Genomic DNA, 24656 nt, shown 5'->3' on the forward strand with positions numbered 1-24656 from the left:
CGATCAGGCCTGGGCAGCCAGCGCCTTGGCGCGCGTTTCGCTGAGCGAGCTTACCGGCGTCAAGGCTTCCGGACTGATCGAAAGCTCGATGATGGCCGGAAGTCCGCTGGCCACGGCTTCGTCGAAGGCGCGCGCGAAATCCTCCGTTCGATCCACGCGGGCGCCGAACCCGCCGCAGGCGCGGGCCAGCGCCGCGAAATCGGGATTGGCGAGATCGGTACCGGAGACCCTCCCGGGATAGGTCCGCTCCTGATGCATCCGGATGGTGCCGTACATGCCGTTGTTGCAGACGATCACGATCAGCGGCAGCCGGTTTTCGACCGCGGTCATGAACTCCAGCCCGGTCATCTGGAAACAGCCGTCGCCGGCGAACGCGATGACCATGCGTTCGGGATGCTGCAGCTTGGCGGCAACGGCCGCAGGCAGGCCATAGCCCATCGAGCCCGAGGTCGGGGCGAGTTCGGTGCGATATTGCCGATAGCGCCAGAAGCGGTGCACCCAGACGGCATAGTTGCCGGCGCCGTTGCAGATGATGCTGTCATGGGGCAGCCGATCGCTCAAACCACGCACGACCTGCGAAAGCTGCACGTCGCCGGGCGAATGCGTCGGCTCGGTGAAGGCGAGATAGTCGGCATGCGCCGCCTTGACGTAGTCGGCGCGCGAATGATGCTTAGGCTCCAGCCGCTTGATCGCAGCCGCAAAGGCTGCACTGCTCGCGACCACACCGAGCGTCGGCGAATAGACGCGGCCGATCTCTTCCGGGTCGGGATAGATATGAACCAGTGGCTGCTTCGGCTTCGGAATGTCGAACAGCGTGTAGCCGGATGTGGTCGCCTCCCCCAGCCTCGCGCCAAGCGCGATCACCAGATCACTGTTGCGGACCCGCTCGGCGATTTTGGCATCGAGGCCAATGCCGACATGGCCGCCATAGCAGGGATGAAGATTATCGAAATAGTCCTGGCAGCGGAACGAAACGCCGACCGGCACCTCGTGGGCCGACGCAAACGCTTCGAGATCGCGGCGCGCCTGATCGCTCCATCCGCCGCCGCCGACGATCAGGAACGGCTGCTTCGCTTCCGACAGCAAAGCATGGAATTGCCGCAAGGCGGCATCATCGGGCGCGATCGGAAGCGGATTGTAGGGCGGCGCATCCGGCACATCGGCGGTGTCGGTGAGCATGTCCTCAGGCAGCGCCAGCACGACCGGGCCGGGACGGCCCGAGGTCGCGGTGAAGAAGGCGCGCGAAATGAACTCGGGAATTCGCCGCGCATCATCAATCTGCGCGACCCATTTCGCCATCGGCCCGAACATCTGGCGATAGTCGATTTCCTGGAACGCTTCGCGCTCCATCATGTCGCGCCCGACCTGACCGAGGAGCAGGATCAGCGGCGTCGAGTCCTGGAATGCGACGTGGACACCGGAGGAAGCGTTGGTTGCGCCGGGGCCGCGGGTGGCGAACACGATGCCGGGCCTGCCCGTCAGCTTGCCATAGGCCTCTGCCATCATAGCGGCGCCCCCCTCCTGCCGCGCGTTGATGAACCGCACGCGCTGACTCTGGTACATGCCGTCGAGGGCAGCCAGGAAGCTCTCGCCGGGCACGCCGAACACGGTGTCGGCGCCGTGCAGGGCCAGTTGCTCGATGAGAATGTGCCCACCGGTTCGAAGTTTTGCGTCCATCGTCTTTGTCCCCTCCGTCGCGGGATCGCGGATTTTGGACCCGGCTTACTGAATGGCATCGGTGCCAGCAACCGGGATTGTTGCGAACCCTGATATGCCGCCGGTCATGTTCCTTGTTGCGGGGCTTTCGCGCCAACCCGCGCGTCCACGCCGGTCACGGCCTCATAGGCCTTGATGACGGCGGTGCAGGACTCGCCGTCGTGCCCGAGCAGCGCTGCCTGCCGGTAGGTCTGGTGCACCGCTTCTGCCATGAAGCCCGGCAGGCCCGCCTCCTCCAGCCAGCGCGCATAATAGCGGACATCCTTGCGGGCGTTCGCCAGCGACATCAGTGGAGTGAAGTCGCCTTCGAGCGTCGCCTGGCCATAGAGATCGAGCATGCCGCTCTTGGCGCCGGCCGCCGAGATGATGCCGATTACCTGCGACAGGTCGAGCCCCTCCTTGGCCCCGAGGGCAAAGCCCTCGCACCACGCCGCCACATTGGCGAAGGCGATGTAGTTGTGAATGAGCTTGAGGCGAATGGCGTGTCCCAGCGGGCCGATATGGAAGATGTTTTCGGCGTAGAGATTGAAATAGGGCCTGAGGTCGTCGAGCAGGTCGCGCTCGCCGCCGAACAGCACGTTGACCTTGCCGGCGTCGGCGTGTTTCGGGGTTCGCGTCATCGGCGCCTCGGCGTAGCGACCGCCGGCCGCGCGCACCATGCGGTCGAGCTTCGCGACCATTTGTGGACTGCCCGTGGTGTGGTCCACGATGATGAACCCCGGCGCCGGACCGGCGAGCAGCCCATCGCCGCAGATCATCAGCGCCTCAACATCCTCGGCCTCGTTGACGCAAATCATGATGATGCGGCAATTGTCGCGAATTTCCTGAATACCGTTCGCAGCCGTCGCCCCAAACGATTTGGCGACCGCCACTGCGGCCGGGTTGAGGTCATAGGCGGTGACCGCCACGCCCTTCGCGACGAGGTTTTTCACCAATCCACGTCCCATTCCACCAAGGCCGATAAAGCCAACGCGTTCGAATGTCGTCATCTCCGGCCTTCCGTTTGGTTTGTCGGTCTCTTGGAATTTCTGGCATTTGCGCGTGGCGGCGTCCCCGCGCCGCCAGCTTTTTTCCGCTCGGCTACCATGGCCACAGCCTGTCTGACAACCTGATTAATTAATTGCAGCTCTTGGCCTATTTCGATATCCCTGCTGACTGGCGTGGATTGCAACGGCGCGTTCGCGGGCGAGGCCATCTGGACAGGACGATCTGGTGAAATTCAAATCCGTCGAGCGTAGCCCTTCGTTGCCGGAGGAGATTGTTGCCAGCCTGACCAGCGCCCTGCACGCGGGCGAGCTTCGGCCGGGCGATCGCCTGCCCTCCGAACAGGCGCTGGCGACCGAGTTCGGCGTGGCGCGAACCGTTGTCCGGGAAGCCATCTCGCAGCTCAAATATGACGGCATCGTCCAGAGCCGGGTCGGCGTCGGCGCCTTCATCGCCCCGCCGCAGGAGCGGACGGCCTTTCGGATCAGCCCCGCCTGCTTCCAGAAGCGCAAGGAACTGTTGAAGCTGCTGCGCCTGCGCAACGGCGTCGTGATCGAGGTCGCGGCGGACGCGGCGTTGGCCCGCACCAAACGTGACATCGCCCGCATGGAGGCCATTCTCAAGGAGATGCGGGAGGCGATCGGCGATCGCGAGCACGGCGCCGAGCGTCATTTCGAGGCCGAACGTCAGCTCATTCACGTCATTGCCAAGGTGGCGGACAATGAGCACGCGCTCAATTTCATCGTCATGATCGACAGCCAGATTGCCGAAAAGCTCCGCTCAGTGGCCGTCAAGAACACCAAGGCAACCGAACTCGCTGCGGTCGCGATCGAGGAGCAGGCGCATCTGGTCGAGGCCATCAAAAGCGGCGATCCCGTCGCGGCGCGGGACCAGGCACGCCAGCATTACGACAACGCCGCCCAGCGCCTGGCCGACCGCGCCGATCTCGCAGACGTCTAGCCGGCCTTCGCCGGCCCTGCCCCGGATTTTCCGTAAATCGCATCCGCCCGTTTTTCGAACGCGGCGGCAAAACGCTGGAACGCGGTGTCGAACATCGTTCCCATCAGCATCGCCAGCATCCGGCTCTTGAACTCGTAGGACAGGAAAAACCCGACCTCGCAGTCGGTTTCGGATCTCGGCTCGAACGTCCAGCGGTTCTCGAGATTGCTGAACGGGCCCTTCAGGTATTCGACCATGATCTTCAGGTTCGGCCGGTCCAGCGTCACCCGGCTGGTGAAGGATTCCCGCACCAGCTTGAACGAGACGGTCATGTCGGCGACGACGACCTCCGTGCCATCGGCCTTCGACGTTCGCTGACGGACCCGCAGCGACTGGCACAGCGGCACGAATTCCGGGTAGCGCTCGACATCGGCGACCAGATCGAACATCTGATGTGCGGTGTGGTGGACCCTGCGCTTGCTGGAAAAGCGTGGCATTTGACGCGCTCAGCGGTGCAGTGCAGCCCGCGCCGCCTGCAGCTTGGCAAAATCCTCGCCCGCATGGTGCGACGAGCGGGTCAGCGGGCTCGCCGACACCATCAGAAAGCCCTTGGTGTAAGCGACCTTCTCGTAGCCCGCGAATTCGTCGGGCGTCACATAGCGCATCACGGCGTGGTGCTTGCGGGTCGGCTGCAGATATTGCCCGATGGTCAGGAAGTCGACGTCCGCCGAACGCAGATCGTCCATCACCTGCAGCACCTCATGGCGCTCCTCGCCAAGCCCGACCATGATGCCCGACTTGGTGAAGATCGTCGGATCGATCTCCTTGACCCGCTGCAACAGCCGGATCGAATGGAAATAGCGCGCACCCGGCCGCACGGTGAGATAACGCGCCGGCACGGTTTCGAGATTGTGGTTGAACACGTCGGGCTTGGCCGCCACCACCACCTCCAGCGCGCCTTCCTTGCGCAGAAAATCGGGGGTGAGAATTTCGATGGTCGTGGTCGGGCAACGCGCGCGGATGGCGCGAATCGTCTGCGCAAAATGCTCCGCGCCGCCGTCAGCGAGATCGTCGCGATCGACCGAGGTCACCACGACATGGGTCAGCCCGAGCTTGAAGGTTGCTTCCGCGACATGCTCCGGCTCACTGGCGTCGAGCGCGCCGGGCATGCCGGTCTTGACGTTGCAGAAGGCGCAAGCTCGCGTGCAGGTGTCCCCCATGATCATGAATGTGGCGTGCTTCTTGTCCCAGCACTCGCCGATATTCGGGCAGCCCGCCTCCTCGCACACGGTGACCAGGCCGTTCTCCTTGACGATTTTTCGCGTGTCCGCATAGCCGCGGGTGTTCGGCGCGCGCACCCGGATCCAGTCCGGCTTCGGCGGCGACAGCGCATCCGGCCGGTTCACCTTTTCGGGGTGACGCGGGCGCACCTGGTTGGCGGAGACGGTATCGACGAGGACGACCATGTTTAAGTCCGGAAATGGCGAGAACACCTAGCTAATCCGTGTCGCCGACGGCTGCAACCCGGGTTGCGGAGAGCGCCCGGTGCTGACTCGCGAAACTTGTCAGAACCGTGCAAGATATTGCCGGTTTTCACTGTTCCGCGAATGATTCTCACCTCAAGATGGCTCAAACTCCCAAGCCTGCCGATCCGGCTGTCCCCCGGCTCGGCAAGCCGCTGAAACGCTCGTTTTTCGACCGCAGCGTGCATGAGGTCGCGCCCGACCTGATCGGGGCGACGCTCTTGGTCGACGGCGTCGGCGGCCTCATCGTCGAGGTCGAGGCGTATCATCATCTGGATCCGGCCGCGCATTCGTTCCGCGGGCCGACGTCGCGCAACCGGGTAATGTTCGGCCCGGCCGGCTTTGCCTACGTCTACCGCTCCTATGGCATTCATTGGTGCGTGAACTTTGTCTGCGAGGAGGAAGGCTCGGCCAGCGCTGTGCTGATCCGCGCGCTGCAGCCGACCCATGGTCTGGCCGCAATGCGCCGCCGCCGCGGCCTGCAGGATGAGCGCGCGCTGTGCTCCGGCCCCGGCAAGCTCTGCGAAGCGCTCGGCATCACGATCAAGCACAATGAGTTGCCGCTGGATCAGCCGCCGCTCGCGTTACATGCGCGGACGGCCAGACCGGAGACCATTGTCGGCGTGCGGATCGGGATAACAAAAGCGATCGATCTGCCTTGGCGCTATGGATGGAAGGGATCGAGGTATTTGAGCAAACCGTTTTGAAGGGTGGGCTGCGTCAACATCAATTGCTGTCGTCACCGCGAACGCGGGTGATCCAGTACGCCGCGACTTATCAATTCCATCACTGCTGTCTCTGGAATACTGGATCGTCCGCCGGAGCCTGTCATCGGGCGCGCATTCGCGCGACCCATTGGCGGACGGAGACATTTGAATGTGCGTCTGCATTCTCGCGACATGAACTGCCCGAGGCTTGCCTGAAACTTTCTGCCCTCTCCTGGCGAGAGGGCGCAGGGAATGCCGGGTGCCGGCTGGCACCCGTGGTCTCGTGTGCAAATGCACTTAAGAAGTGCGCACACGAACATACAGGTACAGCCGGAGCAGCCCGGCATTCCTGCGCGATGGGTTGACGGGGCCTGACATGATTTCTGAACATCAGAAGTGATTTGCCCCACCGGATGACCTGCCTGACTCTTCAGGTGAGAGCTACACGGTCAGCACATCTTCAATCCGGATCGGCAAGCTGCGCACGCGCTTGCCTGTGGCGTGAAAGACGGCGTTGGCGATGGCGGGGGCCATGCCGACGAGTGCGATCTCGCCGAGGCCTTTGACGCCAAGGGCATTGACGTGTGGATCTATCTCCTCGACGAAGTGCGCTTCGAGCTGGGGAATGTCGAGATTCACGGGCAGCAGGTAATCGGCCATATGGGCGTTGACCGGACGGCCGTCGCGCGGATCGAGGACCGTGCGTTCCATCAGCGCCATGCCCATCCCGCCGATCATGCCGCCAATGCATTGGCTCCTCGCAAGTCGCGGATTGACGACGCGGCCGATGCCATAGGCGCCCACGGCGCGGCGCAGCCGGATCGTGCCGACATCGGGATCGACGGCCACCTCCGCAAATACGGCTCCGAAGGAGTGCATCGAAAATCGGGCCGCAGCATCAGGATCGCGCTGAGCCGAAGCCGTAGCCTCGACGGGTCGGCCGTCCCGCGGGCGCTTTGCGGCTTCCTCCTGCACGGCGATGCAGGCGGCGCGGATCGCAGAGCCGACCGAGGCCATCGTCCATGAGCCACCATGGGATGGAGCCGGCGGATAGTCAGAGCGGCCAAGGCTCAAACGCACCCGTTCAACAGGTAGCCCCAGCGTCTCGGCGGCAACCTGCGTCATGGAGGTGTAGGTGCCGGGACCCATGTCGCTTGCCGCAACTTCAATTTCAGCGGCGCCGTCCGGGAGCAGCCGCGCCCGCGCGTTCGCCGGCGCATGGAAGGCCGGATAGCTCGCCGATGCCATACCCATGCCGACCAGCAGCCGGCCATCGCGCATCGAACGAGGTTGGGGCGACCGCCGCGACCAGCCGAAACGTTCGGCGGCCAGGTCATGGCATTTCATCAGCGACCGGCTGGAGAAGGGCTTGTTCTCGCCCTCATCGATCGCCGGCTCGTTGCGACGCCGCAGGTCGATCGGATCGATTCCGAGCTTATACGACAGTTCATCTACGGCACATTCGAGCGCAAAGACACCGCTTGCCTCGCCGGGGCCGCGCATATGGTTCGGCGTGCCGATATCGAGTGGCAGCAGCCGGTAGCGGGTCCGCACGTTCGGCGTGGAGTACAGGAAGCGCGTGACCGAGGTCAGGGCCTCCATGAACTCTTCGTAGCGGCTCGTCTCGCCGGTGCCTTCGTGCACAATGCTGGTGAGCTTGCCGTCTGCCGTGGCCCCGAGAGCCATCCGCTGTAGGGTGCGGGGCCGGTGGCCCGTCGTGAAGAACATCTGCTTGCGCGTGAGTACGAGCTTGACGGGACGTCCCACTTGTCGCGCCGCCATGGCCGCAAGCGTCACATGCGGCCACGTCCTGAGCGACGTGCCAAAGGCACCGCCAATGAACGGACAGATCACCTGTACGTTCTCGGGCGGCACGCCGAATACGGCTGCGATCTCTGCCTGTTCGTTGACCACGAACTGGCTCTTGCTCCACAGCGTCAGCCGATTGCCATTCCAGGCCGCGACGGTGGCGTGCGGCTCCATTGGATTGTGGTTCTCGCGCGCGATTTCGTAGATCTCGTCGACCTTCGCCGGCGCGTCCGCGAGTGCGCGGTCGGCATTGCCGCGCGCGGTGTCGGCCGGCAGCCTCGCATCCGGCTGCTTCCCGGCTTCCGGAACGACAGGTCGGGCTTTTGGGTCGGCAGGATCAACGAGCGGCCGCTCGGCCGTGTAGGAGATGCGCAGCGCCGCTGCCGCGCGCTCCGCCTGGTCGAGCGTATCGGCGACGACGATCGCTACTGGTTGCCCGTAGAAGCGCACCTGGTCGTCCTGCAGCACATGCAGCCGCTCTCCTGTGGCCGGATCGATATAGCTCTTGTGGGGCGCGTATGGCAGGCGCGGCGCATTGCGATGCGTAATGACGGCAACGACGCCCGGCATCTTCTCAACCGGCGCGGTCTCGATACCGGTCACGCGGCCGAGCCCCACCGTGGCAGCGACGATCACCGCATAGACCTGGCCGCTCTGGTTGAAATCGGCCGCATAGCGCGCCGCGCCCGTGACCTTGGCGCGACCATCCACGCGCGGCAGCGGGTTTCCGATCACGTTCGTCGTCATGCGGCTTCTCCCGTCATTTCAAGAGCGCGGACGATCGTCCGGGGCAGGAGTTCGAGCTTGTAATGATTGCCCGACAACGGTCGGGCTCCTTCGAGTGCCAGCCGGGCGGCCGTTTCGAAGATTTTGCGATCCGGTGCCTTGCCAGTCAGCGCTTTCTCCACCGTGCGCAGGCGCCATGGCCGGGTGCCCACGCCGCCGACAGCGAGCCGCGCCTGACGGATCACGCCGTCCCCGACTTCGAGTGCGGCGGCGGCGGATACGAGCGCGAACTCATAAGAAGCGCGGTCGCGCACCTTGAGATAGCGCGCCCGCCGGCTGTACGGACCGCCGGGGACCCGCACCGCGAGGATGAGTTCGCCAGGCAGCAGCGTGTGTTCGAGATGCGGCGTATCGCCCGGCAAGCGAAACAATTCCTCGACTGGAAAACTGCGCTCGCCCCGCGGCCCCCTCACCTGCATCGTGGCATCGAGCGCGACCAGCGCGACGGCAACGTCCGAAGGATGCGTTGCCGCGCAATGATTGCTCGTGCCGAGAATGGCGTGGCCGGCATTGAGGCCATCGATGGCGGCGCAGCCGGAGTTCGGGGTGCGCTTGTTGCAGGGCGCGTCGTGCATCCGGAAATAGGGGCAGCGCACGCGCTGGAGCAGGTTGCCGCCGATGGAAGCCATGTTGCGCAATTGCGGCGAGGCGCCCTCTATCAGGCTTTCGGCGACGAGCGGGTGCAGGCGCTGTACGTCGGAATGGGCGGCAATATCGGCCATGCGAGCGAGCGCGCCGATCACGAGATCGGAACCCTCGATGCGGATTTCGGAAAGCGGGAGCGTGTTGATGTCGACGAGGTGTTCCGGCCGTTCCACCTCCTCCCGCATGAGGTCGATCAACGTTGTGCCGCCGGCGATGAAACGGCGGCCGGACGATGCGGCGGCGATGGCGGCCTGGACGGAAGTCACCTTCTCGAGCGTGAATGGAAGCATGGTCAGGCCCTCTTGGCAGCGTCGGCGACCGCAGCGACAATGCCTGGGTAGGCGCCGCAACGGCAGATATTGCCGCTCATCCAAAACCTGATTTCATCCGGCGAACCTGCATGGCCTTCTGCGATGCAGCCTATTCCCGACATGATCTGTCCGGGGGTGCAGAAGCCGCATTGCAAACCGTCGTGCTCGACGAACGCAGCCTGGAGCGGATGAAGCTCACCATTCGTTTCAAGGCCCTCGATCGTCTTGATCTCAGCCCCCTCATGCATCGCAGCCAGTGTCAGGCAGGAGACGATCCGCCTGCCGTTGAGAAGGACGGTGCAAGCACCGCACGCGCCCTGATTGCACCCCTTCTTCGTGCCGGTGAGATCGAGCGTCTCGCGCAGCACATCGAGCAGTGAGCGGCGGGGATCCAGGTCAAGCTCATGCTGCCTGCCGTTGACTACCAGGCGGACCCGTCCCGTGGATGCGGTGGGAGGCCGTTCGGATATGGGTTGCGCGGCAACTTCCGAGACGGCCGCGAGAGTGGCCACTCCCCCGACCGTAAGCAGGATCGAACGACGCGATAATCCGCCACGCCGTTCTTCGGTCTCAACAGCACCGTCGGTTAACCGCTCATCGTTCTTCATGGTCTCTGCTCGCTTGCTGACGATCGTTCGCTGACTGCTGAAGGAGAAGAGATTGACCGAGCCGAACAACGCCGCAGCCAAGCCGTCGCCTCAGATGACAGCGCGAACTAAGCATGAACCTGATGGGGCGTACCGTTCGGATATTGCGGCGACTATCGCGGTGTTGCGATGAATTGCCGCTAGGCACCTACAGAGCGCGTCGGAACGCCGATGGCGTCACTCCGACGATCGCTCGGAAAGCCGCTGCGAAGGCTGACGGCGTCTCGTATCCGACTGCAAGCGCGACCTCTGTGACACTCAGGCCCGAATGGGCGAGAAGCTCGCGGGCGCGGCGCATGCGTTGCGCTGTCAACCATGCATGCGGGGTCTGGCCGGTCGATTGCCGAAATGCCGTGCAGAAGTGGAAGCGGCTCAAACCGACAAGCGTGGCGAGTTCATTGAGTCCGATAGGCTGTTCGAGGTTCTCGCGCATAAACGTCGTGACACGCCGCACCTGCCAGTCAGCAAGGCCGCCCTTTCTGACCTGAGCAGGCAAGCTGCCAGATGATGAATGCTCGCGGATCAGCCGCGCGCAAAGGAGGTCGATCGCCTGCTCCACAAACAGACGGGACGATGCACTGTCCCGCGCCGCCTCGTGGCTGAGAATTTCAAGCAGCCCTGCCGCCGCGGGATCGGCGAAAGCCACACGCGGAAGAATCTCGATACGTCTTCCGCCCGCAATCTCGTCGGCGCATGCCTGGAGGCGCTCCTGAGTGAGGTAGACATGCGAAACGACCACCGGGCCGGCAATATTCCAGTGGCCGTCAACGCCTTTCGGAATGAGGGTGAAGGCTTTCGGGTTGGTCCGGGAAGTCAGGCGCTTGTTCTCGATCCGCCAGGATATCTCGTGCTGTCCTTCGTAGCAGCCGACCGCAACATATCCAGCCACGCCGCGCATGTAATCCTCTTGCAGCCCACCATGCGCCCACTTTCGCGTCAGCCGCGTATCACCGCGCAAAACCTCTGGCACCAGTACCGGTGGCTCGTCCAAGATGCGCGCCATCTCAGTGGCAGCATCGGGACTTGGGTGGCCAGCCGCAGATCGGGGCAGGCCGCTTGGACTTGACGCGGCCCTGCTTCGGGTACGGAACAGCCGCTGGTCCAAACTGTCGCCCTCCTCGAGCTGCTAAATACTTGCAATGATTGAGATTGAGGCTCCATTACATTATACGAAAGGACCCGCAGGGCATACGAAGGTTGGCAAAAGGACTCTAGAAAAACATCCGCGACGCTCGCGGGTGCCGTCGGTTGTCTGCCCACAAAATGGTCAGCGCATTGTTGATGGTAGCGCGGTTCGGGCGAAGCCTAAGCCTCGCGTCGGGTTTGCCAATTGCCTCGGTCCGCTCGGGCGAGAGTCCGTATGCGCTCGAGCAAAATCCACATCATCGCAAGCGTGCGCATCGGCGCACTGAGGCAGTGGAACTGCCATGGCGCTGCCGGTTGAATGACTCGAATTCCCTGACCGGGCCGTTTCGAATTGAATTGGTCGACATCGCCGTAACGACGCGCATCGCTTCATCAACAATCGCAACATCGACTCAATCCGGTCACGACACGCCCACGTTGAGCACGTAAGTGTGGTCCGCTGTTTCGCTTTGCGCGAGTGAAGTGCTCACAAATTGGGCTGCGGCGAACATGCGGAACACAGAGAGTGGTGAATTTGCGCAAACGACGGCGCCACCAACCAGCAACAGAAAACTGCAAAAGAAAAGGAGCTGTAAATGGCGGGCGTGTTTCCTGTTCAAGGATTCGGATTCCTCTCCAACTACAATGGTGCATTCGTCGCCAGTTCCGCGCAGGCTGCCATGCAGGCGATCGCGGCAACCAATGCAAACTCGATCGAGCTCGCGCCACGGCTCTTCATGCAAACCAGGACGTCGAATGACGTCTTCGCCGACCCCAACAAGACCGAGAGCGACGCCAACATTCTTAAGGCCGCGGCAAATGCGCAGTCGCTCGGTCTTTCGGTCACGCTGAAGCCTATGGTCTCAGCCCTTGATGGCACGCTCGCATATGCACTCATTCCGAGCGATCCCGCCGCTTTCTTCGCCTCCTACAAAGCCGAAATCGTTCACATGGCGGAAATCGCCGAGCAAGCCGGCGCGACCATGCTCGCGATCGGCAATGAGCTGGGCAAGCTCTCCGGACCGCAATATCGAAGCTATTGGGTCGACATCATCGATTCCGTACGCGCCGTGTTCCACGGCGAGATCACCTATGCGGCCGCAACCGACGAAGCGATAAATGTCAGTTTTTGGGACAAGGTCGACGAGATCGGCATCAATGCCTATCCGCCGCTGACGACCAGCCTTGATCCTTCGGTCGATCAGATGATTGCCGCCTGGAAATCGATGCCCACAGACAATTACTGGGCGGCGGTGATGGATCACATGTCGCCGGTCGACTTTTTCCATTCGCTCGCGGTCAAATACGGCAAGGCGGTCGTGTTCACCGAGACCGGCTACCGCAGCGTCGACGGCACCAATATCAGCCCGGGCGGCTGGGGCGGCACCACACAGGATCTGCAGGAGCAGTATGACGCGTTCAACGCGTTCTTTCAGGTCTGGGGTTCGGAAGGCGGAAGCTGGTTCAAGGGCGCCCAGATCTGGAACTGGGACGCGAACAATTTGTATTCGCCGACCGGCTACTCGCCGATGGGCAAGCCGGCCGAGCAGCTGATCACCGAATGGTATGGCGGGCAGCACCAGCCGCCTTCCCTCACCATCACCGGATCGCCATCGGCCGATCTGATCGATGTCGGCGGGGGCTATGACACCCTGTCCGGCGACATCGGCAACGACGTGATCAGGGGCGGCGCCGGCGACGACACGATTACCGGCGGTCCCGATGTGATCCCCAAACTCACGGAAACGACGATCACGGTCACCGGATACAGCCCCGTCGTCGACGGCATCGGCGCAAAGATGAAGCTGCTGATCAATGGCCAGCAGATCGGCGACATCGTCGAATTCCACGCCGCGGCCGATTCCTCGGAATATCAGACCTACACATTCAAGTTTCACAACCCGGCCATCGTCAGCAGCCTGGATATCGCGTTCATCAACGACGCGGTTACCGGTGGCGGCGACCGCAACCTCTACATCAAGGACATCACCGTCAACGGCGAGCACCTTGCGGTCTCCGAAGGCATCAATCCCAGTTCGCCGGGAACCTGGAACCTCTACCAGAACAAGTCGATCCACTATGACATGACCGGGCATCAGGACCTGTTCTTCGGCTCATCGACCGACGACGACAGCCTGGAGGGAGGTCCGGGCAAGGATCTGATCACCGGCGGCGCCGGGACGGACACGATCCAGGGTGGCGCAGGCAACGACACCATTAACGGCGGCCCCGGCGCCGATGTGATCCATGGCGGCACCGACGACGACACGATCAACAGCGGCGCCGGCATCACGACGGCGACGGATCAGCTCTACGGCGACGACGGCAACGACATCATCAAGGCCGGCACCGGCGACACCGGCGCCCTGCTCTATGGCGGCGCCGGCAAGGATCAGCTCTACGGCAGCGGCGCGGCGAATGTCATGAACGGCGGAGATGGCAACGACTATCTCTCCGGCGGTGGCGGGCAGGACACGATGCACGGCAACGCCGGCGACGACCAGCTCAAGGGCGGCACCGGCAACGAGTTCCTGTATGGCGGCAGCGGCAACGATCGCCTGATCGGCGGCGGCGGAAACGATTATCTCGCCGGCGGCACCGGCAACGATACATTCGTGTTCGCATCCACCCTGGGCAAGGACACCATTGCCGACTTCCACAACACGAGCGGCGTGCAGGATATCATTCAGCTCGACAAGACAATGTTTGCCGACTTCAGCGCGCTGCAATCGCACATAGCCGAGGTCGGCACCAGCGTCGTGATCACAGTCGACGCCAACAATACGATCGAAATCAAGAACACGACGCTGAGCCAACTCCATGCCAGCGATTTTCTGTTTGCGTGAGGTTACCCATGATCAGGTCCTCGATGACGACTGAGACACCTCCGTCGTCCTTGCGAGGAGCGAAGCGCCGAAGCAATCCATCTATCCGTCATGCCGCGATGTGGATTGCTTCGCTCCGCTCGCAATAACGGGGATAGTTTTGCGCCTTACCACTACTCCGCGCGGTGGCACACGGCCTCGACCTTATTGCCGTCGGGGTCGCGCAGGAAGGCGCCGTAATAGGCGGCGTGATAATGGCGCAGGCCCGGCGGGCCGTCGTCGGTGCCGCCGGCGGCGATGCCGGCGCGCCAGAACGCGTCGACCTCGCTGCGCGATTTGGCCTTGAAGCACCAGTGCCGGCTGGTGGCCTCGTCTGGCCTCTCGCCCTTGTAGATCGCAATGTAGACCCGGTCCGGATACTGCGCGTCGGCCCGCTCGCCGTAGCCGAGCCAGCGGTCGCTGCGGCCGACCTTGACCACATCGAGCGCTTTCATGACGGCGTCGTAGAAGCGCTCGGCGGCGGCGAAATCTGAAACCGTGATGGAGACGTGGTCCAGCATCGATCCGTTCCTCGATGGTGACTCAAACTGGCTAAGCCGTCATTGCGAGGAGCGAAGCGACGAAGCAATCCATCTATCCGTTCGCGACGCTATGGATTGCTTCGTTTCGCTCGTGATGATGCGGTAGTCCGGCGCCGGCCTTACGACGCCATCTTCAGCCGCTCCAGCGCTTCCTGCAGCTTTGCCTTGCGCGCGACCGCTGCCTCACGCTTTTCCTTTTCTTCCTCGACGATCTCTTCGGGCGCATTCGCCACGAATTTCTCGTTGCCGAGCTTGGCGTCGACGCGCTTGATGTCGGCGTCGGCCTTGACGATTTCCTTGTCGAGCCGGGCCTTCTCGGCCGAAAGATCGATCACGCCCTTGAGCGGCAGCGCCACGACCTCGCCGCGCACCAGCAACTGTACCGCGCCTTCCGGCGGCCGGTCGGCGTAGGTAATCTCGGCGAGCCGCGCCAACCGCTTGACGATGTCGTTCCAGCGCGCTGCGCGCTCCTTCGTTTCGGCAGATGCACCGGACAGCACCAGCGGGATCAGCGTGGCCGGCGGAATGTTCATTTCCGATTTCGCCGAGCGGATGGCGGTGACGAGATCAACCACCCAGCCGATCTCGGCCTCGGCCGCGGGATCGCTGAAATCGCCGGCATCGAGCGCGGCCATGGCCGGCGCGATCACAGGATCGCCGGGTCCCGCCATCGACATCGCGGCGATCTGCTCTGGCGTGACCGTACTCGCCTTGCGCGGCCATTCGGCCAGCACCAGGAGCTGATCGCGTTTCGCCGTCACCGCCCAGAGCTCTTCGGTGATGAAGGGCATGAATGGATGCAGCAATTTGAGGATTTCGTCGCGCGCCCAGGCGATCATGGCGCGGGTTTCGGTTTTCGCCGCGCTCTCCTCGGCCATCAGCACCGGTTTTGCGAGTTCGAGATACCAGTCGCAATAGACGTTCCAGACGAAGCGATAGATCGCGTTCGCCGCATCGTTGAAGCGATAGAACTCGATCGCCTCGGTGACCTCCCGCGTGGCGCGCGAGGTTTCATGCGCGATCCAGCGGTTCAGCGTCTCCCTGGCATTCACAGGATCGAAGCCGTCTGGCTTCTCGCAGCCGTTCATCTCGGCAAAGCGGCAGGCGTTCCAGAGCTTGGTCGCGAAATTGCGATTGGTTTCGACCAGTTGCGGCGAGAGCTTGATGTCATGGTTAAGGGCCGCCCCGCGCGCCAGCGCAAAGCGCAGCGCGTCGGCGCCAAAATCGTCGATGACGCCGAGCGGATCGATGACGTTGCCTTTCGACTTCGACATCTTCGCGCCCTTCTCGTCGCGAACCAAGCGGTGGATATAGACGGTCGAGAACGGCGCGTCCTTCATGAAGTGCAGGCCCATCATCATCATTCGGGCGACCCAGAAGAAGATGATGTCCCATCCCGTGACGAGCACGTTGGTCGGGTAATAGCGCTTCACTTCCGGCGTTTCGTCGGGCCAGCCGAGCGTCGAGAACGGCCACAGGCCGGAGGAGAACCAGGTGTCGAGCACGTCCTCGTCGCGCGTGATGAAGCCTTCGCGCTTGGCCGGATCCTGCGCCATCTCGCGGCCCTGCTGCGGCGTGATCACTTCCTGCTCGACGTAGTAGCCGAGCGCGTTGCCGACGGCTTCGTCTTCGGTCTCGGCGACGAACACCTTGCCGTCAGGCCCGTACCAGGCCGGGATCTGGTGGCCCCACCAGAGCTGGCGCGAGATGCACCAGGGCTGGATGTTTTCCATCCATTCGAAATAGGTCTTTTCCCAGTTCTTCGGCACGAAGCTGGTCGCGCCCGAGCGCACGGCGGCGATGGCCGGCTGCGCCATGGTCTTGGCGTCGACATACCACTGGTCGGTCAGATAGGGTTCGATGACGACGCCGGAGCGGTCGCCATGCGGCACCATGTGCGTGTTCGGCTCGATCTTCTCCAGGAAGCCGAAATCCTCCAGCCGCGCCACGATCTTCTTGCGCGCGGCGAAGCGGTCGACATTGTGCAGCTCTTCCGCCAGCATCAGCGCGCCTTCGGGCAGGCCGCGCAGATAGTCCTCGTTGTCGACGAGGGCCATGCAGCCCTCGCGATCGAACACATTGATCTGCGGGAGGCCGTGGCGTTTGCCGACCTCGAAGTCGTTGAAGTCGTGCGCCGGCGTGATCTTGACCGCGCCCGAACCCTTTTCGGGATCGGCGTAGTCGTCGCCGATGATCGGAATGCGGCGGCCGACCAGCGGCAGGATGACGTGCTGGCCGATCAGATGTCCGATCCGCTCGTTCTCCGGATGAATCGCGACGGCGGTGTCGCCGAGCATGGTCTCGGGCCGCGTCGTCGCGACAACAACAAACGTCGCGGGGTCGTCGGGGCTGAAGTTCTTGCCCTGGATCGGATAGCGCAGATACCACAGGCTGCCCTTGACCTCGACCTGCTGCACCTCGAGATCGGAGATCGCGGTGAGCAGTTTCGGGTCCCAGTTCACCAGCCGCTTGTCTTTGTAGATCAGGCCTTCGCGGTGCAGCTCGACGAACACTTTCGCGACCGCGCGCGAAAGCCCCTCGTCCATCGTAAAACGTTCGCGCGACCAGTCGCAGGAGGCGCCGAGGCGCTTCAACTGATTGACGATGGTGTCGCCGCTTTCCGCCTTCCACTGCCAGACACGTTCGAGGAATTTGGCGCGGCCAAGATCGCGGCGGCCCGGCTCCTGCCGTTCCATCAATTGCCGCTCGACCACCATCTGGGTGGCGATGCCGGCATGGTCGGTGCCCGGCTGCCACAGCACGTCGCGGCCGCGCATCCGCTCGAAGCGGCAGAGAATGTCCTGCAGCGTGTTGTTCAGCGCGTGGCCCATATGCAGCGAGCCCGTCACGTTCGGCGGCGGGATCACGATGGTGAACGGGGCGGCATCCCGCCGTTCGGGGCGGCCGGCCTTGAACGCGCCGCTCTCCTCCCAGATCCGGGACATGCGGCTCTCGATATCGGCGGGCTGGTAGTTTTTCTCGATCATGACGATGCAATTGGGGATGATGGGCGCGCTCTCGAGCGATCCGTCGCCGGTCCGCCCAAAGAATACGCATCAAAACAACGTGGGTCCGCCGGGTTCAGATGGGATCGTCGCCGGACGGCCCCTAGAAAGCCGCCGCAGCGCCTCAAGTCAACCTGACAGGTCGATTTTGGAGCCGCCCAGCTCCGGTCCAGCCCGCAGAATCGGGACGCTCAAGCGACACCGAAGCTTGGTCGGGAACTAGCGTCCGCGCGAAACCCGCTCGATTTCGGCCTTGACGATCCGCTCCACCAGTCCCGGCAAATTGTCATCGAGCCATGATTTCAGCATGGGTCGCAGCATTTCCTTGACCAGGTCCTCGAGCGTCCGCGCATTGTTGCTCAGCACGGTATTGGCCAGCGAGTTGAAGGCGGATTCCACGGCGGATACGGTCGAACGTGACAAAATCGGTTGCTGAGGTGGGCTATCGTAGGGCGGCGGCTCGTGGGCCGGTTGTCGGTTTCTGGACTCGCTGAATTCAATATCGTCCGCCGGCTCGATCTTGTTGAACGACGCAGCCGGTGGTGGTGGCGCCGGATCGGGCAACGCCATCTCGTCGGTAAGCTCGAACACGTCGGGCTCGGCCTCGGGCTGCGGCGCCGGCCTGATTTCGGCTTCCGGAGTTGCCGCATCGAGGCTCGCCAGCATCGCGTCGATGTCGTCCTGGCTATTGCTGGCGGCCGGTGCTGGTGCAGGCGCGGGCGGCGGCGGAGCTGGGGCCGGCTTTGGCGCCGGCGCCGGCTTCGGAGCAATCGCCGATGGAGGAATATCCTTCATCACAGGCTTTGGCGGCGCGGCAGCCTCCGGCTTGACGGCCGCCGGCTTTGCCTCGTCGTCGGCAATGATGCGACGGATCGACGCCAGAATCTCCTCCATCGAGGGCTCTTGGACCTTTGCAGGTTGCGTCATCTCCGACTCCACATCGAAACCAATTTACACCAAAGCCACGAAGGAATTGCCGGTTCCGGATATGCAGGCCGGGCTTTTCACCGCACGGCCTGACTTGTCCCCAGATCAAGCCCGCCCGCTGCATCATGCCGGGGGGACCTATTCCCTCAAGGCAATCCGCCTCGCGTCCCTCGATGCAAGGACGCGGCGCGAATCGCTCAGCTCGCCCCGGAAACGGTACGTCATGGCCGCAAATGATTGCAAGCAAAGCGCCCGCCGCTTCAGGCGGCGGGCGATGATATTCGTCCCGTGTTGCGCGAAATTCGCGCCGACGTCAGCGGCCGTCCGGCGTGCGAACGCCGGCCCAGCTGTCGCGCACCTGATGATAGTGCACGCTCGGGTCGTAGATCGTGGTCGGCAGGTTGAGCACCTGCGGCGACAGCCGCCCGACCTTGTCCAGCACCGAGTATGATGCCACCACGCGATCGTGCTGCGCGGTGACCAGCGCGACGCGCGCGTTGACTAGCGCCTGCTGCGCGTTCAGCACGTCGAGTGTGGTGCGCTGTCCGGCCTTGGCTTCCTCGCGCACGCCGTTCAAGGCGATTTCGGACGCCTGCACCTGCGCCTGGGCAGAGGCGACCTGCGCCTTGCCGGCGACGAGTTGCCCCCACGCCGTGACGACGTTGGCGCGGGTCTGGTCCCTCGTCTGATCGAGCACGAGACGTTGCTGCGCCAGCGTTTCCTTGGACTGGCGGATCAGCGAATATTCGGCGCCGCCCTGATAGACCGGAACGTTGAGCTGCGTGATCACGGATGCGCCGAACGAGCGGTATTGGATCAGGCTCTGCTCATAGGACTGCTGCACAGAGGCCTGCAGCGTGACCGTCGGCAACAGCGCACCTTCCGCCACCTTGACGTTCAGATAATTCGTGTCGATGCCGAACATCGCCGCGGTGACGTTCGGGTGTTGGATGAGACCCAGTTCGACGGCAGCCGGCAACGTCGATGGCAGGAAGCGGTCGACCGGCGAACCCGGTGCAAGGTTCGCCGGCTCGTTGCCGATGATGCGCCGGAAATTGGAACGCGTCGTCGTCAGATTGGCTTCGGCGGTCAGGAGCTGCGTCTTGCCGGCGGCGAGCTGGGCTTCCGACTGCGCAACGTCGGTGCGCGTGACTTCGCCGACGTTGAAGCGGTCGCGGGTCTGTTTCAGCGTCTGCTCCAGCACGCGCACGTTGCTCTTCTGCACCTCCACGATCGCCGAATCGCGCAGATAGTCCATGTAGATCGTGGCGGCGCTGAGCAGAACGCTCTGCTCCATGAATCGCAGCGCTTCCCGTGCGCCTGATACCTGGCTCTCCGCCGACCTGGTTCGGTTCGCGGTCTGCTGGCCGTTGAAGAGCGTCTGCGTGACGGTCCCGCCGATGCTGCGCGGCGCATTGGCGCCGACAATCGGGGTTTTCACGAGGCGGGTTGCGTCGCCGCCCTGCGTGCTCAGCGCGTCCGTGTACTGGACGCCCGCACTTGCCGTGACCGCGACTTTCGGCCGGTAGCCCGACAGGGCCTGCGGCACTGCCTCATCCGTGACGCGCACCTGCGCGCGCTGTGCATTGAGCTGCGGATTGTTCTGATAGGCGCGCACCAGCGCTGCCTCGATCGTATCGGCTAAGACGGGCGTCGGGCCCATGCACACTATTAGAAGGGCCGAAGCCGCGCCCCCGGCAAATGCCTTCACCCCACGCATCCCAAGCAATCCAATCATTTTTGGTCGCCGGTCCATGACCATGATGGCACACGATCATTAACCGAACGTCGCTTCACTCGAAGTGAGTCCCGGCTCACCTTAGTCCGCACATAGGCCGGACGGAACTACCCTGTAAGTGTCCGCCGTCGAAACTCTTCACGTGGGGCAAACGGGCCACACTTCTGATTTCGAAGGGGATTTAGCCGGCCACGGCGGGCGAATATTGGGCGTGGAAAGGGCTGAAAGGCTAGAAAACGAAGGCTGGAACAAGTTCCATGCCGGGCAGCACCGGGGCAGCGGCATCGAACAGCGTCCGGTGGCCGAAATCGCCGTGCGAACAAGTCACGATGGAAGCCCGCGCCGGCCGCGCGGTCGCAAAAACGCCCACCAACCGGCCGCCGCTGCGCAGTTGCCTGTAGAGCCCTTCCGGCACGATCGCGGTGGCGCCGTTCAGCACGATGACATCATAGGGCGCGTTGGTGGGGTCACCCTCGGCCGGTGCCGCAGTTCGGACTGTGACATTTCCATAGCCGTGGCGCGCCAGAATAGACTGCGCCTTCGTCGCTAGCGCCGAATCGCTTTCCGTCGCGGTCACCTGGGCGGCGAATCGAGCGATCACGGCGGCGGCGTAGCCGGTCGCGCAGCCGACCACCAGGACGCGGTCGGTCTCCTTGATTTCGGCCGCCTGCAGCATCTTCGCCAACACCGCCGGCTTGATCAGGTAGCGCTTGGCCGAGCCGCCCTCGCTGACGTCGAGATCGAGGTCCAGATAGGCCAGCGCCTGCTTGTTTTCGGGCACGAAATCCTCGCGCGGCACCGCCAGCATGGCATCGAGAATGCGGATATCGGTCACGTCGCTCGGACGCACCTGACCATCGACCATCTTCTGGCGTGCGGTCGCAAAACCGGACATAGGCTAAGACCCCGAAAGCACACGGCGTTGCCGCCGAAACAGCTAAAAGTGGGCCATCTTTGGTACAGGCGCCGGCAAAACGCAACATGCCGGGGCCAGAGCCGTGAGCAACCGAAATGTGGGCGAGGCTGGTAGCTGTAATTGGCTCCCCGGGCTGGATTCGAACCAGCGACCATTCGATTAACAGTCGAATGCTCTACCGCTGAGCTACCGAGGAATAGCGAAACAAAGGTTCGCGAGCGGGGAGCGTATAACAAAGCCTTTCGGGCTTGCAAAGGACCAAATCGCAACCCGCCTGTTTGCTTGAAGCGGAGCGGGAAAGCCCCTGCGTCACAACGATTTGTCGGCGCTTTCGACCGCCCGGCATAGCGGGGCTGGAACCAGGACGGCGCCATTGCGTCATCCACAGGCCATGGATCGGGGGTCGCCAATTCGACTCAATCGGTCCTGAGGCTCCAGCCAAGCTGGGTTCATGGGAGCAGATTCGATGCCAGCCATTGCAACGCACCCGATCCGCGCCGCCCCCTCGATCATCCCGAGCGAGATGCCCGCCATGAGCGACGACGAGTGCCTGCGTCGGCTCGCGCAAGCCGTTGAAGAGCATGATGCCGAGCATCTGAACGAGGTCGCGCGGCTGATCGCCCGGCTCGCTGTCACGATCGAGTAGTTCTTTACCCGAATTGGGCTGAGGTGATCGATCAGGCGCCCTACCTCGCCGCAATGGCCGCAATAAAGAGCGCGCAAGCCACCGTGGATGCGACTGTCCGTACGTGGTTCCACCACGTCCATTCCGTCAGATAGCGCGCCCATAGCGATGCGGCCTCCTGGCTTGCCGGGTCCGTTGCGGCAAGCGCGTTGTTCAGCGGCACGTTGAAAATCATCGTGACCACGAACATGCCGAGCACATAGAGCGTGCCGCCGGCCAGCATCGCCATGGCGCCCGGCTCGCTCCAGCGAAAGATGGCGATCACCGCGAGCCCGGTGCTCGCCGCCGTCGTTCCCAGGAAGACCGGCATGAACAGCGACTGCACGATCGTGACGTTGATCGCATTCATCGCCGCGATGCCCGCCGCCTGTCCGGTGCGGGCGAGCGCCGTCATGATGAAGGTCGAAAACGCGAAGTAGAGGCCGGCGAGCAGTCCGCAGCCGACGGCCGAAAACCACAGCAGGCCCGTAATCAGCATCTGCAGCATGGTCATGCCCTCCACACGCCGGTTGCGGCGGTCCGGCGGGCATAATCGGAAAAGTCCCGCGCCGGACGGCCGAGCGCCTGCTCGACGCCGTGGGCAACGGCCGAGTTGCGCCCGTCGAGCACGACGGTGAACAGCTCCAGCATCAGTTCGATGACGTCGCCGGGCACATGGGGCTGCATGGCGGCGGCAAATTGCTGTGGCGCGATCTGCCGGTACTGAATCGGCCGGCCCGCCGCGTGCTCGATCTCGTCCACAGCCTGCGCGAATGTCAGCGCGCGCGGGCCCGTCACCTCATAGACCTTGCCGGCATGATGTCGGTCTGTCAGCGCGGCGACCACGACCTCCGCGATGTCGTCGGCGTCGACGAACGGTTCCGGCACGGCGCCCGTCGGCAGCGCGATTTCACCGGCCAGCACGCCGTCGAGCAGATGGCCCTCGGAGAAATTCTGGTCGAACCAGCTCGCACGCACCATGGTCCAGGGAACGCCGGACTGCTGCAGTGCTGCCTCCGCCCGTTGCGCACCCGGCTCGCCGCGCCCCGACAGCAGCACGACGCGCTCCAGCCCATTCGCGCGTGCCAATCGCCCCACTTCGGCGATCGCATCGCTGGCGCCCTCGACCGCAAGATCCGGCTGGTAGGTGACATAGGCCATCGAAACGCCGGCAAACGCGGCCGGCCATGTCTCGGCCCGGGTCCAATCGAACGGGACCGGCGCCGAACGCGATACCGGCCGCGTCGAAACCCTGCGCGCCTGCAGCAGCGCATTGACGCGCGCGCCGGTCTTGCCCGCGCCGCCGACGATCAGGATCGGGAGTTCTGGCATGGGTAATCCTTTCTGGCTCGGAATACGAGAATATCTCGTATTTGCCAAACCCGATAAACTCTCGTATTAGCAACGTCAAGTCGCTTTTGTGTGAGGACCCATGCCAAAGGGAAAAGCCGGACCGAAGACGGCCGCCGCAGCCGCGCCCGCGCTGGCGCGCCTGGTCCCGACCCAGCAGCGCAGCCGCGAGCGGTTTGAAAAAATACTGGAATGCGCGGCCGAGCTGATGGCCGAGAAAGGCAGCGAAGACTTCCGCATGAGCGACGTCGTCGAGCGCAGCGGCGTGCCGTTCGGCTCGCTCTATCAATATTTTCCGGACAAGACAGCGATCATCGGCACGCTGGCGGAACGCTACAACGCGGTCGGCCGCGGCTGTGTCGGGCGCGATCTTGCCATGGTCAAGACCGTCCGGGATCTACATCCGGCGCTGTGCCGCATAACCGACAGCTACTATCAGATGTTCATGGATGTGCCGGTTATGCGCGACATCTGGCAGGCGACGCAGGCCGACCGCGCCCTGCAGAAACTCGACGAGGAGGATGGCGCCTATCTCGCCGGCCTGCTCGGCGACGCCTTGCGGCGGATCGCGCCTGATGCGCCTGCAGCCGCCCTCGCCTCGTTTTCCCAACTGATCATGACCCTGATCGCAGCGACCGTCCGCCACGCGATTACGCAAGACGTGAAAGAAGCGGCCCGTCTCCTGAATTTGTTCAAGCGGATGCTGCCGAAGAATCTGGCGGCGCTGGAGATCTAAGGAATGACCGCGCGTCCTAAGATCATGCCCGCCTGACAAGGCAGGCGTCATCCAGCCGGATACGCGAGCTAAATCTTGCGAAATGTGATTTTTCCCACACGGTGTCCCACCTGCGCGTGACTAATGTCCACAGACGGAACCCAACACTTTAGTAACCAGTTTTGTCGCGCTCGCCGAATTGCTAAAATTCGAGCGATCCGCGCAATCCGGTAACAAAAACCGTTTGAGATCATCGCCTCCGGAACACGGAGAGCGCGATGAGCGAAGTTGAATACGATTTGCTGCTGGAAGCCGTTCAAACGGCCATTGCGCCTGCCCTGGAGGAGGATTTCGTGATCCAGACCCAGCGCCTTTATCCATTGCCGCGCGCAGCAAACGACAATGGGGCCTCCTGGCCGCTGGTTCCGTTCCCTGAAGGCTGGTACGCCGCCTGCTGACCACCGGCCCGCCTGCCACGGCCTCTCATATAATCCGTCTAAGTCGTTGATTATATGGATGGAGGCCACGACCAGAATTGAACTGGTGTACACGGTTTTGCAGACCGTTGCGTAACCACTCCGCCACGTGGCCCCACCGGGCGGATCAATACAGACGATCAATCACTTAGGCAACCTGCCTCTGCCGCCTCCCCCAAAACTTCTCAAACCCCTGTCTCGCAGGCTACGCCGTCAGATAGCGTGAATCAGCACCTGAAGCAGCTTGCCCACGCGGCGGAACAGCGA

21 protein-coding genes, 2 tRNA genes and 1 pseudogene are annotated in these 24656 nt (G+C 63.3%); 6 read left to right on the plus strand and 18 right to left on the minus strand.

The features are described 5' to 3' along the window. Window positions 1-3: 3 nt before the first annotated feature. The 3 genes and pseudogenes from HCN50_RS16700 to HCN50_RS34795 all read right to left on the minus strand — a co-directional run. Window positions 4-1677: a thiamine pyrophosphate-binding protein gene (locus tag HCN50_RS16700; protein ID WP_171710774.1), complete on the minus strand. Its 1674-nt coding sequence runs from the start codon at window positions 1675-1677 to the stop codon at window positions 4-6. Between the two features lie 104 nt (window positions 1678-1781). Beyond that, the gene (locus HCN50_RS34790; RefSeq protein ID WP_376700303.1) at window positions 1782-2225 is read right to left on the minus strand and encodes an NAD-binding protein; all 444 of its coding nucleotides are present in this window, start codon (window positions 2223-2225) and stop codon (window positions 1782-1784) included. Further along, window positions 2223-2750 (minus strand): annotated as a pseudogene (locus tag HCN50_RS34795) (NAD(P)-dependent oxidoreductase); the annotation flags it as partial. The pseudogene HCN50_RS34795 and the gene HCN50_RS34790, both read right to left, overlap by 3 nt. Before the next feature lie 178 nt (window positions 2751-2928). On the opposite strand from HCN50_RS34795, the gene HCN50_RS16710 reads away from it, so the two are divergent. Further along, the gene (locus tag HCN50_RS16710) at window positions 2929-3660 is read left to right on the plus strand and encodes a FadR/GntR family transcriptional regulator (RefSeq protein ID WP_171710776.1); all 732 of its coding nucleotides are present in this window, start codon (window positions 2929-2931) and stop codon (window positions 3658-3660) included. On the opposite strand, the gene HCN50_RS16715 is transcribed toward HCN50_RS16710, so the two are convergent. Next, on the minus strand, window positions 3657-4136 hold the full coding sequence (locus tag HCN50_RS16715; protein WP_171710777.1) for a type II toxin-antitoxin system RatA family toxin: 480 nt from the start codon (window positions 4134-4136) through the stop codon (window positions 3657-3659). The two genes, HCN50_RS16710 and HCN50_RS16715, sit on opposite strands and share 4 nt — an antisense overlap. Before the next feature lie 9 nt (window positions 4137-4145). Further along, window positions 4146-5105: a lipoyl synthase gene (lipA, locus tag HCN50_RS16720; RefSeq protein WP_171710778.1), complete on the minus strand. Its 960-nt coding sequence runs from the start codon at window positions 5103-5105 to the stop codon at window positions 4146-4148. Between the two features lie 158 nt (window positions 5106-5263). Between lipA and HCN50_RS16725 the strand changes: the two genes are divergently transcribed. Next, window positions 5264-5869, plus strand: coding sequence for a DNA-3-methyladenine glycosylase (locus tag HCN50_RS16725; RefSeq protein WP_171710779.1), 606 nt, complete (start codon window positions 5264-5266; stop codon window positions 5867-5869). 441 nt (window positions 5870-6310) lie between these two features. Here HCN50_RS16725 and HCN50_RS16730 read toward each other — a convergent pair whose 3' ends face one another. From HCN50_RS16730 to HCN50_RS16745, 4 genes are all read right to left on the minus strand, one after another. After that, window positions 6311-8425 carry a xanthine dehydrogenase family protein molybdopterin-binding subunit gene (locus tag HCN50_RS16730; protein ID WP_171710780.1) on the minus strand — a complete coding sequence of 705 codons (2115 nt, stop codon included), beginning with the start codon at window positions 8423-8425 and terminating at the stop codon, window positions 6311-6313. After that, entirely contained in the window at window positions 8422-9399 is a 978-nt protein-coding gene (locus HCN50_RS16735; RefSeq protein WP_171710781.1) for an FAD binding domain-containing protein, read from the minus strand. The genes HCN50_RS16730 and HCN50_RS16735 overlap by 4 nt, the downstream gene beginning before the upstream one ends. A 2-nt stretch (window positions 9400-9401) precedes the next feature. Further along, window positions 9402-10028 carry a (2Fe-2S)-binding protein gene (locus HCN50_RS16740; protein WP_235977070.1) on the minus strand — a complete coding sequence of 209 codons (627 nt, stop codon included), beginning with the start codon at window positions 10026-10028 and terminating at the stop codon, window positions 9402-9404. 187 nt (window positions 10029-10215) lie between these two features. Continuing rightward, a complete protein-coding gene (locus tag HCN50_RS16745) occupies window positions 10216-11058 on the minus strand; it encodes a helix-turn-helix domain-containing protein (protein ID WP_235977039.1) in 843 nt (280 codons plus the stop codon). A gap of 730 nt (window positions 11059-11788) precedes the next feature. Here HCN50_RS16745 and HCN50_RS16750 point away from each other — a divergent pair. After that, complete coding sequence (locus tag HCN50_RS16750; RefSeq protein WP_171710783.1) at window positions 11789-14038, plus strand: glycoside hydrolase family 113; 2250 nt, start codon at window positions 11789-11791, stop codon at window positions 14036-14038. 152 nt (window positions 14039-14190) lie between these two features. On the opposite strand, the gene HCN50_RS16755 is transcribed toward HCN50_RS16750, so the two are convergent. From HCN50_RS16755 to HCN50_RS16780, 6 genes are all read right to left on the minus strand, one after another. Continuing rightward, the gene (locus tag HCN50_RS16755) at window positions 14191-14577 is read right to left on the minus strand and encodes a VOC family protein (RefSeq protein WP_171710784.1); all 387 of its coding nucleotides are present in this window, start codon (window positions 14575-14577) and stop codon (window positions 14191-14193) included. 140 nt (window positions 14578-14717) lie between these two features. Then, a complete protein-coding gene (locus HCN50_RS16760; RefSeq protein WP_171710785.1) occupies window positions 14718-17585 on the minus strand; it encodes a valine--tRNA ligase in 2868 nt (955 codons plus the stop codon). 237 nt (window positions 17586-17822) lie between these two features. Beyond that, window positions 17823-18530 carry a PopZ family protein gene (locus HCN50_RS16765; RefSeq protein ID WP_171710786.1) on the minus strand — a complete coding sequence of 236 codons (708 nt, stop codon included), beginning with the start codon at window positions 18528-18530 and terminating at the stop codon, window positions 17823-17825. Window positions 18531-18843: 313 nt separating this feature from the next. After that, window positions 18844-20250 carry a TolC family outer membrane protein gene (locus HCN50_RS16770; protein ID WP_171710787.1) on the minus strand — a complete coding sequence of 469 codons (1407 nt, stop codon included), beginning with the start codon at window positions 20248-20250 and terminating at the stop codon, window positions 18844-18846. 247 nt (window positions 20251-20497) lie between these two features. Next, window positions 20498-21163: a protein-L-isoaspartate O-methyltransferase family protein gene (locus HCN50_RS16775; RefSeq protein WP_171710788.1), complete on the minus strand. Its 666-nt coding sequence runs from the start codon at window positions 21161-21163 to the stop codon at window positions 20498-20500. A 142-nt stretch (window positions 21164-21305) separates the two neighbouring features. Beyond that, window positions 21306-21380 (minus strand) — tRNA-Asn (locus HCN50_RS16780). A 270-nt stretch (window positions 21381-21650) separates the two neighbouring features. On the opposite strand from HCN50_RS16780, the gene HCN50_RS16785 reads away from it, so the two are divergent. Next, window positions 21651-21830, plus strand: coding sequence for a hypothetical protein (locus tag HCN50_RS16785; RefSeq protein WP_171710789.1), 180 nt, complete (start codon window positions 21651-21653; stop codon window positions 21828-21830). 40 nt (window positions 21831-21870) lie between these two features. On the opposite strand, the gene HCN50_RS16790 is transcribed toward HCN50_RS16785, so the two are convergent. Further along, window positions 21871-22356, minus strand: coding sequence for an anthrone oxygenase family protein (locus tag HCN50_RS16790; RefSeq protein WP_171710790.1), 486 nt, complete (start codon window positions 22354-22356; stop codon window positions 21871-21873). Window positions 22357-22358: 2 nt separating this feature from the next. After that, a complete protein-coding gene (locus tag HCN50_RS16795; protein WP_171710791.1) occupies window positions 22359-23180 on the minus strand; it encodes an NmrA family NAD(P)-binding protein in 822 nt (273 codons plus the stop codon). Window positions 23181-23280: 100 nt separating this feature from the next. On the opposite strand from HCN50_RS16795, the gene HCN50_RS16800 reads away from it, so the two are divergent. Beyond that, window positions 23281-23934: a TetR/AcrR family transcriptional regulator gene (locus HCN50_RS16800; RefSeq protein ID WP_171710792.1), complete on the plus strand. Its 654-nt coding sequence runs from the start codon at window positions 23281-23283 to the stop codon at window positions 23932-23934. Between the two features lie 257 nt (window positions 23935-24191). Then, window positions 24192-24371, plus strand: coding sequence for a hypothetical protein (locus tag HCN50_RS16805; protein WP_171710793.1), 180 nt, complete (start codon window positions 24192-24194; stop codon window positions 24369-24371). Between the two features lie 59 nt (window positions 24372-24430). Here HCN50_RS16805 and HCN50_RS16810 read toward each other — a convergent pair. After that, window positions 24431-24504 (minus strand) — tRNA-Cys (locus HCN50_RS16810). Window positions 24505-24656 lie beyond the last annotated feature (152 nt).

It is taken from the genome of Bradyrhizobium archetypum (assembly GCF_013114835.1).
GTDB classification, from domain to species: Bacteria; Pseudomonadota; Alphaproteobacteria; order Rhizobiales; family Xanthobacteraceae; genus Bradyrhizobium; species Bradyrhizobium archetypum.